We start from the raw sequence: 18,556 nt of genomic DNA on the forward strand, positions 1-18,556 counted from the left end.
CACACTTGCAGAACGTCCGTATCTTCCCGTTGCAGGATTATACCAAGCCGAAGTTCCCGCAGCTCCATAAGGTCCGTAAACACGTCTTCCAGCGGCATAACCTCCCGTCCACGGATTGTAAACCGCTCCTCCTCCGTACGCATAAGGCCACGGACGATAAATTGGATACAGTCCGCCGTAATACATATAAGGCGGATAATACCATCCTGTACCGTACGATAATATGGCGCCAAACGTAGCACCAATAATAAAAGCGCCCAAATAACCCGCCGTTGCACTGCTTTCAACCGTTGTATCGGTTGTGGTTTGCGTTACATAGGTAACATTGTACACAGGCGAACTTGGCGGAATAGTATATATTTCTTTCGGAACAGAATCGCAGGTTTTCCAAGGCCCGTTCGGACTTGTCGACATAAACCAAACCGCCTGAAAGCACAAATAATACAAATCGCCTACTTTTATAATCTTCTCTTGCGTATTGCTTGCATATTGCATTTTCGTTCCATCAATAGGTTTAAACTGAGGCGTTCCGCCATCGTACGACACTTTTACTTTTGCCTCAGCATCCGATTTCTTCAAAATAGCCGTTGTCGGAACTTGTGCCAACATTACAGCATCATTCGCTTCCTGCGTTCCTGGCACCGACGATAATACATTGGCACGCGGAGAATCTTTCGGAATTTTAGCAAAATCAGCCGGAAGACTATTTCCTGCATACGACCAAGGCCCTGTCAAATCTTTAGACTTAAACCATCTTCCAGACAATAATACATAATACTGCCCTTTATTTTCGTCGGCAAAAACATCATTCTCAGTATTGTCAATGTATAACAATTTCGTTCCTGGAATTTTTTCAAATTTCGGACTTCCGTTTATTGCAATCAATTCCGCAGGTTTATTGCTGTAGAAAACCTCTGGAGCTCCACCAGACGATGGCGGCGGAATCATTTTTTTGACATCATCAAAATTCTGTCCCGAAGGCAGATTACTTAAACCCGAAGGCAATTTGGTTGTTTTGGTCCATTTGCCCGCCACATTTTTCGAAGTCAGCCAGATATTCTCTACCAAAAGATAATAATCTTTTGTCGTTTTATCAAAAAACAAATCCCAGTTGGTATTTACCACATATTGAATATCCGTTTTTTCTACAGGCACCAAAACCGGTTCACCTTGCACAATAAGCAAAATGGCAGGATTCGTACTGTAAAAAATGGTCGGAGGATCATTTTTAGCCGCAATTCCCTTAGACGGACTTTTGGTATGACTCAAATCTGCCAAAATACGATCTACCGAAATAGGATCTCCGCTCTGAGGCAACGTTTCTTTAAAAAGCTTTTCCATTTCTGGCACTTTCTTTTTGTCCAGAGCAGGAAAACGTATATCGGTTACCTGAAGATTTTTAATAAAAGCGCTTCGGTTGTCTTTGTCTACCAATGTTTCCGCTTTTAGAGAAGCCACACCCAAAACCTGTTTTCCGTCTTTTGGAGTCAGCGAAAAAGCCACTCTCGCTGTAATCTCTTTAAAATCTTTCCAGTCGTCTACCTGAGGCTGATAATAAACCAGTTTTGTACCGTTATTTTCAGCTACACGAGGCCAGCCGCGATCTGCAATTAAAGCAGAATCGGTAGTATCAGACTTTACAGTTTCAGAACCCGACTGCTCTGTATCTTTATCTTTTTTGCAGGAGAACAAAACCGTACTCAAACAAACTGCAAGTAGTAGAAAAGCATTTCTCATAAATTTTAAGGTTAGATTATTCATTGAAAACTTTTTTCGATCGTCTTATCAAATTGATTCGTATAAAATTAAATTCACCGCATAAATAAAACTACAAATCAGCCCCTTACTTTGTTTCACATTATAACTTGAAACCAAATAAGTATATAAATGATTCTTCTTTTCTTGATTTAAGATTCTATTCTGCCACAATTAAAGTGGGTTAAAATGAAGTTTTAATATTAATAAGGAGCTATTTCCCGCTATCCGCTATATCTTTTGTGGTGAACCCCACCACAAAAGGATGCCGCTACTATCGGGGCTAGGGCACTCGGTTTCAAAAGGAAGTTTTCAGGAAATTAATATTTAAGAATTGTATTACCTTTTAGATTATAAAACCAAACCGTTTTTTAATATATTTGCGCTTCCTAAATTACAGAATTATGATACTTAAAAAACTTCTTGCCCATGTGGTATGGTGGCGGCATTGGAAACAACCGTAACGCTTCTGTAAGCGTAGGACACCTAAGCTACATGGGTTTTATATTTCCTAAATTACAGAGTTATGAGTACCAAAACCCTTTCAAAAGAAGCCGAAATCGGTCTAATGAATTTCTTCAACGACAGAATTGACCCACTCGATATGGCCAGAGCCATAAGACAGGTAAATCTAACCCTAGCGTTGGGCGTTCTAAACGATCAGGAAAACATTCAGCTAAACGCTGCCAAACTTGGAGACAGCTTCTATTGGCTCAATGAACTAGCCGAAATATTAGATCCTTATCTGGATTTGGAGTAAGTCTTTTTTTGAAAAATTAAAACCCTTGGTCTTTTTGGAGATTGAGGGTTTTGTTTTTTGTTGCTATCTACAATTCTATTACTATACAAAATGAAACAAACTTTTTTACTTTATAAATTTTCTAATCAATTAAATACTTTTTATTGTATATTTCGTGTTAAAATCATCTAGCCAATGTCAAATAGATCTACTCGAAGAAAAATAGAACGTGATATAAAAAATCAAAAGAAAAAAAATAGAATTCCCGTTCAGCAAATATTACATAATTTAAAATACTCATACGATGATGAAAGTAAGCAACTGCAGGTTTTAAACTCTTTTACTCTTGACAATTTTAATGCAATTAATGGTAATCCCCTACCAAAAACATTTTCTCAATTAGGTGAAGGTGGCCACACTTACTCACATAATGATATTATAAAAGAAATTAGATGGTACACTTACAACATTAAAAAGTATACAGAACAAATTAATTTATACATAGAATTAAAAGATGTTCTAGACTCAAATATTCTTCTTGGTAATTATGATGTTGCAAAAGAAATATTGAAAAAAATTAATGACGAAATTTGTATTTCACATTGGTCAATAGAGCAAAATTTTATAATTGCAGAATACCAAGGAGGTTTCAAAAAAAATAAAGAAATCTTGTCGGAATTAATTAATTCTGAAAACCAAGATTTAACAAATATATTCGCAAGATACCAAAGCATACGGGTTGAAAAAAATTTATCCTTTTTTACGTATGAAGAAATTTTAGAGCAATATGTAAAAAAACATCCGTCTTATCTACAGGATCTACTAAATTTTAAATTAAATTTTTTTAAAAGTGATCCAGTTACTAATAGCGGTTTTATTCTTGGGTTTCTCAATGGGTTTAGTATTATAGATAATTACAACTTATATATTGATTTTATAAGTTTAATATTGTCGCTTAGAGAAAAAAATCCTTTACATATTGAATCAATAAAAAAATCTTTAATTGAGTTAAGTAGTTTAGTAAATGATGTAAGAATAAGCAATTTATTAATTTATCTTGAAGAACCCATTGATATTAAATTTTCAGACGATAATATCTTATACTTAAAAATTCTCGATTATTATACAGAAGGTCAATATTATGAAGTAATTGATAAAGCAAAAGAATTATTATTGAAGAATAGTCTATTCTTTGAAGTTTACCACCTATACATTAAGTCATTAATAAATTTGGGACTTGATTTTGAAAATTTTTTCAATTCCAATTCTATTGCAAATCAAACATTATCTGCTTTAAACAATGTTATAAGAAAAAACAATTATTACCATGATTCTATTAGCTATTTGTATAAAATATACAATTCTCTAGGTTTAAATTCATGGACATCTAAATTATATTTTTACTTCTCATCTGAAAATTCCAATTATAACACAACTATGAGTGTACAACAATTTTCATTGATGTATTCTAGTTATTATAACCCTGCGTTCTCAATAACATTAGAAAAATCTTCAATTGATTATTTGAATAAGTTTTCTACAACTAATAACACTAGTCAAACTATTTCTTTTTGGAAAAACATCTGCTCAAAGCTATTTAATTTAGAGAACAATATTATTTATGATGAAAATAAAACAGCTTCATATCGTGAAGCATTTTATAAAGTAAAAATTTTAGAAGCTAATCAGGATTTCAAAAATGCTTTGCAAGAATATGTTGATTTAGAAAATGATATAAATTTTAAATATGAGATTAATTTACCCCACAATCAAGAAGACCTCATTCATTCCAAACTTAAGTGTTTATTAAATCTAGATGAATTAGATAAAGCTATAGATCTGACAATCGAAAGTTTATTTACAAACAAATATTTAAAAAACAGATTGTGCAGTAAATTTCTTATAGACAAAATAACTTCATTTAATAATGAGAAATTATTACAAAATATATCTTCCTCTATTCTTCTTCATTATTATCAACAACTAATTGATGATAATGACCTTTGGATTGCATATGATGAATTCATGGCTTATGAACAACTAGATTTTCCAAAAGAGTTAGAAAAAAATCAGAAAAAATTTAGTAAACCTAAATTAATTTATTTTTTAAAAAATATCTGCAAACAAGAAATATATGATTCTTCTCCTTCTTTTGAGAGTCAAGATGAGTTAGACAATGAAAGAGTTGAAATTTGTCGTCTATTGTCCGAATTAGATAATGAAAACTTTGAAGATTATATAAATGAAATAGCAGAAATAAACAGAAATCAATTAATACGGAAAGGTATAAAACAAATTGATGAAAGTAAAATTTATGTTGATGTTAATGGAATCAAAAATTCTTTAGAGAAAGAGATCAGAGAAAGTTTTGAAAGGAGTTTAAATTTATTCAATTTGCCAATTGAGCAAATAAAAAAAATTGATGACACTACAGAAAGGGTTCTTATACCGTATTTTACAAAGAATACAGAAACAAAAAACGACTCAAGTCAATCTGTACAATTAACCAGTTACTCTAGATTTACGCAATTTTCAGATATGTTTTCAAAAATAAGAGACAAATTCATTGCGAGTAATGAATTTGGGATAGACACTTATTTAAGCATGAGAATTAGACATGGAACTCTATTAGGTGAAATAAGAAGTGTCTTTGAACTATATAATCTTATTACTAAAAAAGAAGATACTTCTAATAAATATCAAGAAAATATTTTTTGGAAAGACAAATTACATTTGAAATCAAAACTAATGGAAAATGTTTTTGATGATTTAATGTCTAAGTTTTCATCCGAAATTGATAATATCTGTAATGATTTAAAAAATAATAAAATTCAAATTAAAACTGAGAAAAAAAATTCTGAAGGACTTTTTGATTACTCCTTTAGTGAATTTGAACTTATTCAAATTTTTAAGCATCAAATCGGAGGAATAAATCAATACGAAGATTTCTTTGATACGGTAATAACAATTTTGTGGGAGAGAACAGAAAAAATCTTATATAATATAAGAGATAATATTTCGAATTCTGTTAAACCTCAAATGATTAAACTTTTAGCAGATTTATCAAGAAATTTAGAAACCCAAATAGATAAATTTGAATATTCAGAATTAAATGAAATAATAAGTAATATCATATCTTGTCAAACTGAAATATCAAATGAATTAGATAAAATATCATCTTGGTTTAAAAGAAGTAATAGTAAAAGTATTAATGAATTTGAAATTGATTTACCAATAAATGCCTCTTTAACCATTTTGAAGAGAATCTTTAAAGAGTTTAGTAATTTAAATCCAAAAATTGAAATTGATTGCAATATAAAATTTGAAGGAGAAAACTTTCCTCATTTTACTTACATAATGCAAAATTTATTTCATAATATCTTAGCTCATTCAAAATTAAGTTCAAGAGAGTTAAATATTAAAATTGAAGCAAATATTAACAATAATATATTTTCATTAACAGTAGAAAATAATTTCTCCAAAAGTCTTTCTTTAGAAGAAATCAACAAAAAAATAAATAATACTATGGAATTGTTATTAGAAACTCATGATAATGAAAAAACAAGAGCTGAAGATGGGACCGGTTATATAAAAATCCGAAAAACTCTCGTTACTGACTTAAGTAGAAAAAATTATTCAATTGTAATTCATGAAGTTGACGAGCAAAGAATATTTAAAACACTTATTAACTTCGAAATAAATAATTTGCAAAAAATAGTATATAATGAAAATATTAATAATTGAAGACGATCCCAATAAATCTAAACAAATAGTTGAGTTTATTTCAAAAACATTTACTGATTATTATTCTGAGTTAAAAAAATCTTACCAATCCGGCCTTAAAGAAATATTACTAAACAAATATGATTTGTTGTTGTTAGATATGCAACTTCCAAATTTTGATATCAAGCCTGGAGAAGATGGATATAAATTCAGAAAATTAGCAGGTTTCGATATATTACGCGAATTGAAAAGAAAAAATATTGCCATAAAAGTTATTGTAGTAACACAATTTGAAACTTTTGGTGAAGGTGAATCATTAATTGAATTAAAAGATTTAAAACAAAAATTGAGAGAACAATTCCCTGTCTTATATGGTGATACTGTTTTTTATTCAGCTGATAAATCAATATGGCAAAAAGAACTTAAAAATATAATTGAAAAAACAACTCTCTAGTATTATGATAGGAATTTTAATCGTTGATGATAATCAGAATAAAATAAAAGCTTTAAGACAAATAGCAGAAAAATATACAGGACAAATTGAAATCGAAACTTGCACAAATATAATTTCTGCAAAAAAAATGCTAAGTGTAAATCATTTTGATTTACTTATTCTCGACTTAGGAATACCTCTTCGAGATGGTGATGATCCATTACCTGAAAATGGTATAAACTTTCTAGATGATATTAATCGTGGAAGTGGTAAATTAATCAAACCATTCCATATAATTGGTTTTTCTGCATTTAATGAGTACATAGCAAATTTTCACTCTAGATTTGAAAATGAGCTCTGGAGTCTAATTAAATATGAAGAAAACTCTACAAATTGGCAAACAAAAATCATTTCAAAAATTGATTATTTACTAAAATCAAAAATTGATTTACAAAATTCTACCGCCCGCAAGTATCAATATGATCTAGCAATAATTACAGCATTGAGAAAACCTGAACTTGACAGTTTATTAAATTTGAATGCAAACTGGGAATCTTTCAAACTCAATAATGATTCAACTGAATACTTTAGAGGTAATTTTATTCAAAATGATAAAAAGATTAGTGTAGTTGCTGCTTCTGCTCCTCAAATGGGAATGGTTGCCGCATCAGTTTTAACTAATAAATTAATAAATAATTTTCGCCCAAAGTATTTAGCTATGACAGGGATTGCAGGAGGCGTTAAGGGAATAGGCAATTTTGGTGATATCTTAATCAGTGACATTTCATTTGATTATGGAAGCGGAAAAATTAAATCCTCATCTGATGGAAGTGAAGAATTTTCTCCTGATTACAAATCAATAAATCTAAATGCTGATTTAAAAGAAAATTTATTATCATGTCAGGGAAATCGAGAATTCTTGAATGATATAAAGAAAAATTGGAGTGCCACTAAAATTGATACTGAACTAAACATTCATATTGGTCCTTTCGCTTCTGGGTCTGCTGTACTTGAAAATGGAAATGCACTAGCAAAAATAAAAATTCATAGTAGAAAACTTATAGGAATTGATATGGAAGCTTATGGTGTCTTTTATACTTGCGAAAATTGCTCAAAACCCAAACCTTTAGCTGCTTTATCAATTAAATCAATCTGTGATTATGGAGATAGTGAAAAAAATGATTACTATCAAACCTATGCTGCCTATACTAGTGCCAACTTTTTATATCATTTTTCATTAAATAGAATAGATTTTGAAATATGATTTTATTCTAAAAAAGAAAACCCTCTAATAAGAGATCAAAAAATCTAAAAAGAGACAGTTTATACTGTCTCTTTTTTTTCAAAATTAATACATTCAATCCTTTGGCTTATGATCATGCTCCTTTAAAGGCGGATAATCTTTCTTTTTTTCAGGTGTAACACGCCTTCTTTCATCTAAAGTTCCATCTTCCTTTTTTGGTTTTGGACCAGGTTTAATTGCTTCAATTGTTTCCATTGATGTAATTATTAAATTAAACATTTGTAATAAGGTTAGAGATTTAATCAACTAATCTTAAAAACAAATAACATCAATAAATTCAAGACTAAATTATGGAAAACCGTAAGTATGAATAAAATGAATTTATTTGTTGAATTTACCCTAAAACTATCCTGTGCCTATCTGAACCAATAATTATAAATTATTTTTATAATCACTAAAAATTATTAATTTGATTAATAAATACCTTCCCTATACCTTTGTCTCATCTAAATCAAAGAAATGATTTGAACATCTTAAAAAATAACTTTAAAAAATTAGCAATCATGAAATTTACAAGAAGAGCAAACGCAAACTGGAAAGGTACAGGAATGGAAGGAAAAGGAACCATTAGTACACAAAGCACCACTTTAGATAATGCACAATTGTCTTTTAAAACTCGTTTTGAGCAAGGTGTTGGAACCAACCCTGAGGAATTAATCGCAGCGGCACATTCTGGCTGTTTTACCATGCAGTTAAGCTTTTTATTGTCTGAAGCTGGTTTTGTTCCAGAAGATTTAGACACAACGGCTAAAGTAACTTTTGAAGACGGAACTATCACTTTAATTGCTTTAGAACTTACAGGAAAAGTTCCTGGAATTTCTGAAGAAGATTTTCAGCAAACCGCTCAAAAAGCAAAAGAAATTTGTCCTATTTCTAAATTGCTGAATACGGAGATTACTTTATCTATTACACTTAATTAAATTCCAATTCTTTTAAATTCCAAATTCCAAATCTTTGTGGAGTTTCTTGCGAAGATTTCTCCCTTCGGTCGAAATGACAAAATTGTGGAAAATTCAAACTTTAATCATAAAAAATCTATAATCTATAATCTATAATCTATAATCTAAATAAAAATGAAAACACTATATAAAAGCTATTTAGCATTCGCAGCAATAATCTTTAGTTTATTATTGACATCAGTTCAGGTAAACGCACAAAAAACAGCTCCAAAAATTAAAAACGTAGTATTGGTACACGGTGCTTTTGCAGACGGTTCGGGGTGGAAAGGTTTGTATCAGGTTCTAACTAAAAAAGGCTATAATGTAACAATCGTTCAGAATCCGTTGAGCTCTTTGGAAGATGATGTAAAAGCAACCAATTTGGCTTTGGACAAACAAGACGGACCAACAATTCTGGTCGGACATTCTTGGGGAGGAACTGTAATCACTGAGGCGGGAAATCACCCGAAAGTAGCGGCTTTGGTTTACGTTGCGGCTTTACAGCCTGATAATGGCGAAAATTCGGTTCAATGGTTGCAAACTGCGCCTCCAGCTCCTGAAAATGGCGTATTGAATCCAGACGATAAAGGAATCGCTTATTATGATAAAGCTAAATTCCACGCTGGTTTTGCGGGAGATTTAAGCAAAGAAGACGCTGACTTTATGTTTGCTTCGCAAGGTGCTTTTTATGCTCAAGGCTTTTTAACTCCTATTACAAAAGCAGCCTGGAGAACTAAACCTTCGTACGGAATTGTAGCAACTGAGGATAAAAGTATTGTTCCGAGCATTCAGCACGCGATGTACAAACGTTCGAACACTAAAATCACTGAAATTAAAGGTAGCCATGTGGTGTTTATTTCACAGCCTGAGAAAGTGGCGAATGTGATTGTTGAAGCGAGTAAATAATTGTGAATGGTTAATGGTTAATGATTAATTGATAATCATAAATTCACATAATCTTGTCATTTCGAGGAACGAGAAATCTTCGCGAGAAACTCTACAAAGATTGGCGATTTTGATTGCGGAGTTACTTACTTGGTCTTCGACTCCGCTCAGACTGACAAAACTTTGAATAAAATCTAAATATAAAATTCCAAATTCCAATTACTGTATAACTTGGAATTTGGAATTTCTTTATTGGAATTTCTAACGATACTTGCTAACCTCTTTTATAAAATAAGGCGAATCGTTCCAGCGGATTTTTCTGTAACTGAAATCTTTTTTGAGCGATTCGGGAAGGCAGTTCCAAATGGCTTCGTTCATTTTTTCGAGCAATAATTTCTTAGAGAAAGAATCGGAAACTACGAGGCTGATTTCTCTTACGGGAACGGGTTCTTTAAATGGTTTAAAAAGTGCGCCCGTTTCGTTTAAAGTAGAAAGCTTCGGAATAATCGCAAATCCTAAATGCGCGCGAACCAGATTTTTTAAGGTTTCTATAGAATTGATATCATAGGTAAACTGTTCTTTTATTTTGTCGGATGTTTTTAGTCCGCAGATATCGAGCAATTGTGCATTGTAACAGTATTCGTGATGCAGTAGCAGTAATTCGGTTTTGTCGCCGGGCTGCATTTCGTAAAATTCTTCATTCGCCATTGGATGCGTCTGATTTAAATAGGCTACAAACGGCTCTTTAAAAACAACGTGCTCAATTAAATTTGGATTTCCTGTCGGGGTTGCCATAATCGCGACATCAATAGCTCCCGTTTCGAGATCTTTCATTAAATGTCCGGTATAACCTTCTTTAATAATAAAATGCACTTTTGGCGCCGCTTCTTTCATAGCCTGAATAAAAAGCGGAATCAAATAAGGTGATAAAGTGGAAATAATGCCAAGCTTTAACTCTCCTTCCAAAAGATTTTTTTCGTTGATTACAAAATCACGAATTTCATCGACTTCACGTAGAATCTTTTTGGCTTTGTTGATAATCTCAATTCCTAAAACCGTTGGCGTTAACGGAACTTTATTTCGATCAAAAATCTTGATTCCGATTTCTTCTTCCAGATTTTTCAACTGAATGGTAAGTCCGGGCTGAGTTACCATACAAACTTCGGCCGCTCTTGCAAAGTGGCGTTCTTCGTCTAAAGCTACAATATATTTTAACTGCTGAATGGTCATTCTTTTGAGGTGCTAAGGTACTAAGATGCTAAGGTACTAAGTTGTTGAGTTTTTATAGTGAAAACTTTGTCAAAGTTTGAAACTTTGACAAAGTTCTTTCAAAACCCTAACATTATTTAAAATCAAAATAATTATCATCTTTTCATAAAAACCAAAATCCAAAACATCCAATTTATCGTACATAAACTAAACAGCTTTAGGAATGGAGTAAATGCAAATGGAGTAGTTTTTGGAGCATGTTGTATTTATCATTCTAAAATCGTGTTTAAATTAAACTTATACGCCACAAAAAAAGCGATCTTAACCGATCGCTTTTGTTTTAAGTATTCGATAAGGAATTAGCATTTCTTTCCGCTATCAAAAAAACTTAGAGCCTTAGCATCTTAGTATCTTAGTATCTTAGCATCTTAAACCAAAACCATTCCGCCATCCATAATAACATCTGCTCCAGTCATAAATATCGCGGCATCACTGCTTAAATGCGAAACCATTTTTGCGACATCTTCTGCCCTTCCCATTTGTTTTAATGGCACTTTTTCTACTACGACATCCATAATGCCTTTTACGGTGCTTTCGTCTAAACCTACTTTATTCATGACTTCGGTTTGAGTTGGCCCCGGACTAACGGAATTGACGCGAATCTTTCTTGGTGCTAATTCTAAAGCAGCTGATTTCATAAACGAATTCAAAGCGGTTTTACTCGCCGAATAAACCGAAGATCCTGGCCCAGGCATACTCGCAGTATTCGAAGAAAGAAATACTACCGAAGCACCGTCTTTCAGAATCGGAATGAATTTGCTTAAAGTGAAAAAAGCCCCTTTTAAGTTCACATTCATAATACTGTCGTACAATTCTTCTGTAGTTTGTTCGATTGTTCCTAAACCTGCAATTCCTGCATTGATAAACAAAATATCAACCGAACCGAAATCTGCTTTTACTTGAGCTGCCAGTTTTTCGATATCCGAAATATTCGATTGGTCTGCTGTGATAGCTGTAACGCCCAATTCTAAAGCTGCTTTTTCTATGGCTTCTTTTCTTCTTCCTGTAATAATTACGTTTGCGCCTTGTTCTTTTAATTGTTTGGCTGTTGCGTAACCTATTCCGCTGTTTCCGCCTGTTATAACGGCTGTTTTATTTTTTAGATTTTCCATCTTTTGAATTATTTAAAATTTATTTGACAAATTTAAATCCAAAATGGTATAACTTTGTAACCAGTATCATTGAGTATACCAAACTAATATTGAACGAAATGGAAAGAAACCAAAAAGAAGAAGTACAGGCGCTTCAGGACACACTTCATGTTTTGGGTGGAAAATGGCGTTTACCGATTATTAATTCAATCTGCAACGGAAATCATCGTTTTAGAGAAATCGAACGTAGTATTCCGGGAATTACAACAAGAATGCTTTCGCGCGAACTCAAAGAAATGGAACTGAACATGCTGATTAAAAGAACCGAAGACCGCGATGCTGAAATTCAGGTGAAATATGAATCAACACCGTATTGCAAATCTTTTGGCCCTGTGATTGAAGAAATGATCAAATGGGGAAAATCGCATCGAAAGGAAATTATTAGAAATTCTTAAAAAAAAGTCAATCCAAAACTCCACCCTATCCAACCTAGAATATCTTTGCTGTTGTTTTTAATTACAGTATAATTCTTGGTGCGATCCTGAACAAATGTCGAAGTGTTTGCATTACCGTATTTATCTTGTTTCTCAGACCAATAAAAATTCAGAGAAGGACCTGCAGCTATTGCTACGCCTTTACACAATTGAAAAGAAAAAGAGGAATCAAATTTGGATAAGGAATTATAGATATTCCAGTTTCCTAAATAAAGATACTGCGTGCTAAATTCTGGATTAAAAGTAAAGCGTTTTCCTAACGGAATATTCTTTCCTAATCCGATTCCGAAAGAAAATAGCTTTTCTTCGTCTTTTCGATCGCTTCTTCCCGCCATCAAAATAGTATACATTTTATGGTCTCCTGTTTTTACAGCAAGATTAATATCTGAAATTTCGTTGCTTGTAACACTGATTTTCTTGTAACCGCCTTTTTTAAAGTTTAAAAGACCAAAACTATAACCAGAGGGCGAATCTGTAATGTTGACTAATCCAAATTGGACTCCTTGTAATTCTTTAGCATAATTAAAAAGTCCCGTAATTTGAGCGCCTCGTACAGTGTCTTTTCCAATATTGCAAATACCTGAAAACTGCAATCCGTTTTGCGAACCCTTTACAGTGTTGCTAATTCCTGCAATTTGAAGTCCTTTAGAGCCTTTATATACATTGTTATAGATACCTCCCATTTGTAAACCAACTTGCGAACCTTTCACGCTATTATGAATACCGCTTATCTGCAATCCTCTTAAATTGCCAAAAACATTATTATAGATTCCGGCTAACTGCAGTCCGTTTACAGATCCTCCAACGGTATTAAATATTCCGGCCATTTGAAGCGCATCGACATTCATACGGTTAATGTTGTAAAGTCCCGCCATTTCTAATCCGCGAACTCCAGCATTATAACCTCCCAAAATATTTAAAGAAAAATTATTGACAATCTGCGTATTCAACATTCCACGCGTACTGATACTCGGAATTAGTGAAGCCTGCACGGGAACTTTAGAAATAAATCCTCCCAGATTGAGCGCTTGTATTTTTTGTTTGGAAGAAATAAAGAAACGGCCAATTCCTGATCTTTCAATTTCAGAAAAATCACCATCAATATAATCTGTTTTATTCTTTTTGTCTCCCATCTGAATTTTAATTTCAGAAAGAAACACCATCGTCACCGTTTTATAATTCTCCTTAACTGCTGTCAGTTCTATGGCTTGAGGCGCATTTTTTAATCGAAGTTCAAAATAACCATCTTTGTTCGTCAATGTAGACAGCAGTGCATTTTTCTCCAATACACTCACATTCTCAAGGCGATTATTCGTTTTTGTATCTATAATATAACCGACTACAATTTGCTGTCCGTCACTCATAACGGTATTTTTCTCCAATACAAGAGCCAATTCTAAAGGAGCATAACGCACAATAATGTATCCTGGCGATTCTTTATATTCATATTTGGCACCCAGCAACTGATCTAAAACTCCTTTTATAGCAGTATTATCAGCATGGATGCTCACGATACTATCTTTTACAGCCAGTTTTCCATAATAAGCAAATCTAAAACTTCCTTTTTCTTCCATTAAATCCAAAACATTGCTTAATGGTTTCTTGTCTGCATGAACAGATATTTCGTTTTCTAATATTGACTGCGCATTTACTTTAAAAAAGACACTCGAAATGATCAAGAAAATGACTGTAAAAACAAGCTTTGTGTTACTTGGCATATAAAACGGAAACTAATAATTTAATGAATTAAATTTTGGATTCAATGATTGGGTTTTCAAAAATACCTTAATTCCTATATTTTCAATGAACATTTTTATATTTTTTTACTTCTTTTTTCTTACTAACATGAAGCTGCTTCTAATAAAAGTGTTCGCAAATGACATTACCAGTATTACAACGATTTAGTTGAAAAACAGCAACAATAAGCGTAAATTTTACACATAAAAAGTATCACAATAAAGACCAAAAGTGAACGATTTTACCCCTTATTTTTCAGCATTTTTCTCTAACTTAGCGGTCTACATTTTGAAATGTAAGATTAAAATAACCATTGTTTTGCTGCAAAACATTGAATGAAAAAGAATTACCATACTTTCTCTTACTTTTTGCTGCTAAAACATTTCTTCTAATAATTTAGTTAATTGAAAACTATGAGCAAATTTGATTTTGGAATTGTAGGACTCGGTGTAATGGGCCGTAACTTACTTTTAAATATCGCCAGCCATAACTTTGCGGCTGCAGGTTTAGACTTAGACACCGAAAAAGTCAACTCTCTTCAACAAGAAGCCGACGCCAATCACACTATTGAAGCTACAACAGATGTAAAACATTTTGTAGAGCTTATCCAACAGCCAAGAGCGATTATGTTATTGGTTCCTGCGGGAAAACCAGTTGACAGCGCTATCGCTAGTTTATTGCCTCACTTAGATAAAGGAGACATTATTATTGACGGTGGAAACACTTATTTTACTGATACTGACAGAAGATTTTTGGAATTGTCTGAAAAGGGAATCCACTTCTTCGGAATGGGAATTTCGGGCGGTGAAAAAGGCGCTCGTTTCGGTCCTGCTATGATGCCAGGAGGAGATCAAAAAGCATACGAAAGATTACGTCCTATTTTTGAAGCGATTGCAGCAAAAGTAGATGGAGAGCCTTGCGTTGAATATTTAGGAAATGGTTCTGCTGGAAACTACGTAAAGATGGTTCACAATGGAATTGAATACGGAATCATGCAGTTGATTTCTGAGATTTATGACTTAATGAAGAGAGGTTATAACTTGGATGACGAAACGATTCAGAAAACTTTTGCTGAATGGAATCAGACAGATGATTTAAGATCTTATTTGATTGAAATTACCGGAAACATCTTAAAACAAAAAGATGAAGACGGAACACAGTTAATCAACAAAATATCGGATTGGGCAAGGTCTAAAGGTACAGGAAAATGGACTTCGCAAAATGCAATGGATTTGCAAGTTCCAGTTCCGACAATTGACGCAGCGGTTAACATGCGCGATATGTCTAAGACAAAACCAGAAAGAATTGAAGCTGCTAAGAAATTAGTTTGGAATGCAAGTGAAGCAAATGTTTCTCAAAGCGAAGCCATTGCTGCTTTAAAATCGGCTTTATTCTTTTCTATCGTTGTGACTTATGCTCAAGGTTTAGCTCAGCTTCACACGGCTTCTAAAGAATACAATTACGGATTAAACCTGGAAACGGTTGCTAAAATCTGGCGTGGCGGATGTATTATTCGTGCGACAATTTTAGAAGATTTCAGAAAAGCATACGTGGCAAAAGCAGATTTGCCAAACTTACTTTTAGATAGCGGAATCGCTTCAAAACTAACAGAAAACCAAGCAGGAATGAGAGCCGTTATTCAGTTTGCGGTTCAAAAAGGATTGCCTGTATCGGGATTAATGAACTCGTTGGCTTATTTTGACGCTTACCGTTCTGCTAATCTTCCAACTAACTTAATTCAGGCTCAACGTGATTATTTTGGAGCGCATACTTACGAGCGTATCGACAAAGAAGGCGTTTTCCATACACAATGGGCTGAATAAACAATTAAAACAACACAACTAAACCACACAATGACTAAAAATAAACTAAAGAATCCAACCATCATTGTTATTTTTGGAGGAACTGGAGATCTAGCAAAAAGAAAGCTCTTTCCCGCTTTTCAGAATCTGTACCTTGACGGACGTATGTCTGAAAAGTTTCAGATTATTGCTCTTGGAAGAGCTGAAAAAACCAATGAAGATTTTCGCGCTTATGTTGCAGAAAATCTAAATTTATTTTCAAGAAGAAAAGGAGTTAATGATCCTGAGACAGAAAAATTTCTTTCGCACATTACCTACCACAGTCTTGACATTGACAAAGAAGAATCGTACATCGGATTAAACGAGAAAATCAACAATTTTGATCTGGCTTTTGGCGAACGTTCTAATCGTCTTTTCTATCTTTCGATTACACCTTCTTTCATTTCGACAATTTCGAGCAATATCAAGAAAATTGGTCTGGCGGCAAATCCGAAACAAGATCGTATTATTATTGAAAAACCATTTGGTTACGATAAAACTTCTGCAATTGAATTGAATGAAATGCTTTCGCAGACTTTCAAAGAAGAGCAGATTTACAGAATCGATCATTATTTAGGAAAAGAAACAGTTCAGAATATTTTGGCTTTCCGTTTTGGAAACTCCATGTTTGAACCTTTATGGAGCCGTAATTTTATTGATTTCGTGCAAATTACCGTTGCAGAAGAAGTTGGTGTTGAAGAACGAGGCGGATTCTACGAAGGTGTCGGCGCACTAAAAGATATGATTCAGAATCACTTGCTGCAAATTTTATGTATGACCGCTATGGAAGCGCCTGCATCACTGAATGCCGATGATATTCGTAATCGTAAAGCAGATGTTTTAAAGTCAATTCGTCGTATTAAACCAGAAGAAGTTGATCATTACATTGTAAGAGGTCAATACGATGCTGGTGAAATAAAAGGAGTTCCAGTTCCGGGTTACCGTCAAGACAAAGGCATTGCGCCAGATTCTAATACGGAAACTTATGTGGCAATGAAAATCTATTTGGACAACTGGAGATGGCAGGGAATTCCGTTCTATTTGCGTTCTGGAAAAAGAATGGAAGAAAAACAATCTTCAATCATTATTCAGTTTAAACCAGTTCCGCATTCTTCATTTTCTTATGGAAAAGAAGGCATGACGCCAAATAGACTGATTATCAATATCCAGCCTTCAATGGACATTAAACTGCAATTTATGACCAAAAAACCAGGTTTATCAATGGCTTTGAGACCTGCTGAAATGGTTTTTGATTATTTTGCTTGTTCAACAATGTCACCAGAAGCATACGAAACCTTGATTGCAGATGCATTATTAGGAGACCCTACTCTATTTATGCGTTGGGATCAGGTAGAAGAAGCTTGGGACGCAATTGATACAATTCAGCAAGTTTGGAAAACAACTGCTCCTAAGAATTTCCCAAATTACAAAGCAGGAAGTTGGGGACCAGAAGAAGCTGACGAATTGTTGGCGCGCCAAGGCCACAAATGGATTCCAAATACACAAACAAAAGAAGAAGTTTTAAATGATACAGATTTATAATAACACAGAAGAAATTAATACTACAGCTGCAGATCTTTTTGTAGAATCGGCTCAGAAAGCAATTGCTGCAAAAGGCAAATTTACAGCTGTTCTTACAGGAGGTTCTTCTCCTGCTGGGATTTACAAATTATTAGCTTCTGATGCTTATAAAAATAAAATAGACTGGAGTAAAGTTTATATTTTTTGGGGTGATGAAAGATGGGTTCCGCTAAATGATGATTTGAGTAATGCTAAAATGTCTTATTCGACTTTATTGAGCCACGTTCCTATTCCGCAAGAAAACATTTTTGAAATGTACAAAGATGGCGTTACGCCAGAAGATTATGCTGCTGAATACGAAAAATCTATCAGAACTGTTTTAGGCGAAGAAGGAAAATTTGACCTTATCTTATTAGGTATGGGAGATGACGGACACACTGCTTCTCTTTTCCCAGGTGAAGCGGTATTAGAAGAGCAAACTAAATGGGTTGACGCTTATTATTTAGCTCCACAGAAAATGTATCGTATCACGCTTACAGCTCCATTAATCAATAAAGCAGAAAAAATTGTGGTTGTCGCTTTTGGAGAAAAGAAAGTTCACGCTTTGAAAGAAGTAACAACTGGCGAATACAATCCGACGCTTTATCCAATGCAATTGATTAAACCCGTTTCTGGTGAATTATTGTTTTTGGTAGATAAAATAGCCGCTGGAACAAACTAAGAAATTGTTTATTACCATATAATTCAAGGTCTATGCTGAAAAGTGTAGGCCTTTTTTATTTATAATATTTATTTCACGCAGATTTTACAGATTGAGGCAGATCTAA

At 33.4% G+C, this 18,556-nt stretch carries 15 protein-coding genes; 10 read left to right on the plus strand and 5 right to left on the minus strand.

Annotated elements, in window-relative coordinates:
* Positions 1 to 1,761: hypothetical protein (locus tag ABXT06_RS22065; RefSeq protein ID WP_354592663.1), on the minus strand; the 1,761-nt coding region annotated here is incomplete at its 3' end.
* 520 nt (positions 1,762 to 2,281) lie between these two features.
* Between ABXT06_RS22065 and ABXT06_RS22070 the strand changes: the two genes are divergently transcribed.
* The 4 genes from ABXT06_RS22070 to ABXT06_RS22085 all read left to right on the plus strand — a co-directional run bounded on the left by ABXT06_RS22070 (position 2,282) and on the right by ABXT06_RS22085 (position 7,914).
* Positions 2,282 to 2,515, plus strand: a complete 234-nt coding sequence (locus tag ABXT06_RS22070; protein ID WP_095931884.1) for a hypothetical protein — start codon at positions 2,282 to 2,284, stop codon at positions 2,513 to 2,515.
* A gap of 174 nt (positions 2,516 to 2,689) precedes the next feature.
* Positions 2,690 to 6,238, plus strand: coding sequence for a hypothetical protein (locus tag ABXT06_RS22075; protein ID WP_354592664.1), 3,549 nt, complete (start codon positions 2,690 to 2,692; stop codon positions 6,236 to 6,238).
* Positions 6,219 to 6,671 carry a response regulator gene (locus ABXT06_RS22080; protein ID WP_354592665.1) on the plus strand — a complete coding sequence of 151 codons (453 nt, stop codon included), beginning with the start codon at positions 6,219 to 6,221 and terminating at the stop codon, positions 6,669 to 6,671. The genes ABXT06_RS22075 and ABXT06_RS22080 overlap by 20 nt, the downstream gene beginning before the upstream one ends.
* Entirely contained in the window at positions 6,652 to 7,914 is a 1,263-nt protein-coding gene (locus tag ABXT06_RS22085) for a phosphorylase family protein (protein ID WP_354592666.1), read from the plus strand. Before ABXT06_RS22080 ends, ABXT06_RS22085 begins: the two co-directional genes overlap by 20 nt.
* 93 nt (positions 7,915 to 8,007) lie before the next feature.
* On the opposite strand, the gene ABXT06_RS22090 is transcribed toward ABXT06_RS22085, so the two are convergent.
* Positions 8,008 to 8,148, minus strand: coding sequence for a hypothetical protein (locus ABXT06_RS22090; RefSeq protein ID WP_354592667.1), 141 nt, complete (start codon positions 8,146 to 8,148; stop codon positions 8,008 to 8,010).
* 308 nt (positions 8,149 to 8,456) lie between these two features.
* Between ABXT06_RS22090 and ABXT06_RS22095 the strand changes: the two genes are divergently transcribed.
* Positions 8,457 to 8,873, plus strand: a complete 417-nt coding sequence (locus tag ABXT06_RS22095) for an OsmC family protein (RefSeq protein ID WP_354592668.1) — start codon at positions 8,457 to 8,459, stop codon at positions 8,871 to 8,873.
* 153 nt (positions 8,874 to 9,026) lie between these two features.
* Positions 9,027 to 9,797 (plus strand): alpha/beta hydrolase, encoded by a 771-nt coding sequence (locus ABXT06_RS22100; protein ID WP_119790355.1) that lies wholly within the window; start codon positions 9,027 to 9,029, stop codon positions 9,795 to 9,797.
* A 240-nt stretch (positions 9,798 to 10,037) separates the two neighbouring features.
* Here ABXT06_RS22100 and ABXT06_RS22105 read toward each other — a convergent pair whose 3' ends face one another.
* Entirely contained in the window at positions 10,038 to 11,006 is a 969-nt protein-coding gene (locus ABXT06_RS22105) for a hydrogen peroxide-inducible genes activator (protein WP_119790353.1), read from the minus strand.
* 407 nt (positions 11,007 to 11,413) lie between these two features.
* Complete coding sequence (locus ABXT06_RS22110) at positions 11,414 to 12,157, minus strand: SDR family oxidoreductase (RefSeq protein ID WP_354592669.1); 744 nt, start codon at positions 12,155 to 12,157, stop codon at positions 11,414 to 11,416.
* Positions 12,158 to 12,180: 23 nt separating this feature from the next.
* Between ABXT06_RS22110 and ABXT06_RS22115 the strand changes: the two genes are divergently transcribed.
* The gene (locus ABXT06_RS22115) at positions 12,181 to 12,591 is read left to right on the plus strand and encodes a winged helix-turn-helix transcriptional regulator (protein ID WP_354592670.1); all 411 of its coding nucleotides are present in this window, start codon (positions 12,181 to 12,183) and stop codon (positions 12,589 to 12,591) included.
* Here ABXT06_RS22115 and ABXT06_RS22120 read toward each other — a convergent pair.
* A complete protein-coding gene (locus tag ABXT06_RS22120; protein ID WP_354592671.1) occupies positions 12,588 to 14,348 on the minus strand; it encodes a peptidase associated/transthyretin-like domain-containing protein in 1,761 nt (586 codons plus the stop codon). The two genes, ABXT06_RS22115 and ABXT06_RS22120, sit on opposite strands and share 4 nt — an antisense overlap.
* Positions 14,349 to 14,780: 432 nt before the next feature.
* Between ABXT06_RS22120 and gnd the strand changes: the two genes are divergently transcribed.
* The 3 genes from gnd to pgl are packed head-to-tail and all read left to right on the plus strand — an operon-like array spanning position 14,781 to position 18,450.
* A complete protein-coding gene (gene gnd / locus ABXT06_RS22125) occupies positions 14,781 to 16,190 on the plus strand; it encodes an NADP-dependent phosphogluconate dehydrogenase (protein WP_354592672.1) in 1,410 nt (469 codons plus the stop codon).
* 30 nt (positions 16,191 to 16,220) lie between these two features.
* Positions 16,221 to 17,750 carry a glucose-6-phosphate dehydrogenase gene (gene zwf, locus ABXT06_RS22130; protein ID WP_354592673.1) on the plus strand — a complete coding sequence of 510 codons (1,530 nt, stop codon included), beginning with the start codon at positions 16,221 to 16,223 and terminating at the stop codon, positions 17,748 to 17,750.
* A complete protein-coding gene (pgl, locus tag ABXT06_RS22135) occupies positions 17,734 to 18,450 on the plus strand; it encodes a 6-phosphogluconolactonase (RefSeq protein ID WP_354592674.1) in 717 nt (238 codons plus the stop codon). The genes zwf and pgl overlap by 17 nt, the downstream gene beginning before the upstream one ends.
* Positions 18,451 to 18,556 lie beyond the last annotated feature (106 nt).

This window comes from Flavobacterium sp. UW10123, assembly GCF_040538975.1.
Classification (GTDB): Bacteria; Bacteroidota; Bacteroidia; order Flavobacteriales; family Flavobacteriaceae; genus Flavobacterium.

Excerpts from the sequence above, each read along its gene's own strand:
- ABXT06_RS22070 (WP_095931884.1), top strand. The coding sequence starts at position 2,282 with ATGAGTACCAAAACCCTTTCAAAAGAAGCCGAAATCGGTCTAATGAAT.
- ABXT06_RS22075 (WP_354592664.1), top strand. The coding sequence starts at position 2,690 with ATGTCAAATAGATCTACTCGAAGAAAAATAGAACGTGATATAAAAAAT.
- ABXT06_RS22080 (WP_354592665.1), top strand. The coding sequence starts at position 6,219 with ATGAAAATATTAATAATTGAAGACGATCCCAATAAATCTAAACAAATA.
- ABXT06_RS22090 (WP_354592667.1), bottom strand. The coding sequence starts at position 8,148 with ATGGAAACAATTGAAGCAATTAAACCTGGTCCAAAACCAAAAAAGGAA.
- ABXT06_RS22095 (WP_354592668.1), top strand. The coding sequence starts at position 8,457 with ATGAAATTTACAAGAAGAGCAAACGCAAACTGGAAAGGTACAGGAATG.
- ABXT06_RS22100 (WP_119790355.1), top strand. The coding sequence starts at position 9,027 with ATGAAAACACTATATAAAAGCTATTTAGCATTCGCAGCAATAATCTTT.
- ABXT06_RS22105 (WP_119790353.1), bottom strand. The coding sequence starts at position 11,006 with ATGACCATTCAGCAGTTAAAATATATTGTAGCTTTAGACGAAGAACGC.
- ABXT06_RS22110 (WP_354592669.1), bottom strand. The coding sequence starts at position 12,157 with ATGGAAAATCTAAAAAATAAAACAGCCGTTATAACAGGCGGAAACAGC.
- ABXT06_RS22120 (WP_354592671.1), bottom strand. The coding sequence starts at position 14,348 with ATGCCAAGTAACACAAAGCTTGTTTTTACAGTCATTTTCTTGATCATT.
- gnd (WP_354592672.1), top strand. The coding sequence starts at position 14,781 with ATGAGCAAATTTGATTTTGGAATTGTAGGACTCGGTGTAATGGGCCGT.
- zwf (WP_354592673.1), top strand. The coding sequence starts at position 16,221 with ATGACTAAAAATAAACTAAAGAATCCAACCATCATTGTTATTTTTGGA.
- pgl (WP_354592674.1), top strand. The coding sequence starts at position 17,734 with ATGATACAGATTTATAATAACACAGAAGAAATTAATACTACAGCTGCA.